The following is a 383-nucleotide window of genomic DNA, read 5'->3' as shown; positions in this document are numbered from 1 at the left end:
GTGTAGTACACCAGGTCCATCGAGGCGGTCGCGGCGAAGCGGATCGGGGCGCCGGCGCCGGCCAGCGCGGCCATGCTCGCCTCGCCTACCCGCAACACGTTCTCGGTGGCCAGGAACGTACCGGCGTAGACGCGCGCACCGTCACGCCGGGCCTTGAACGCCAGCCGGAATTCACGGGCGATCTGCAGCAGCGTCTGCCGCCACGGCTGGCCGGCCGGGATCGCGCGGGCGACGTCGCAGATCATCGCGTCGGCCATGGCGTCGATCAGCGCCTGCTTGCTCTTGAAATGCCAGTACAGCGAGGGCGCACGGATGCCCAGCGAACAGGCCACCTTGCGCAGGGTCACCCCTTCCAGCCCCGCCTCATCCAGGATCCGGAAGGC

Annotated in this window: 1 protein-coding gene; it reads right to left on the bottom strand. The window is 70.0% G+C overall.

Annotated features, from left to right (window positions below):
- On the bottom strand, positions 1-383 hold a 383-nt coding region (locus AC1DN0_RS41775; RefSeq protein ID WP_477146709.1), incomplete at both ends, for a TetR family transcriptional regulator.

This window comes from Cupriavidus sp. 05N39, from assembly GCF_056397325.1.
This window is presented reverse-complemented; position numbering and strand designations above follow the sequence as displayed.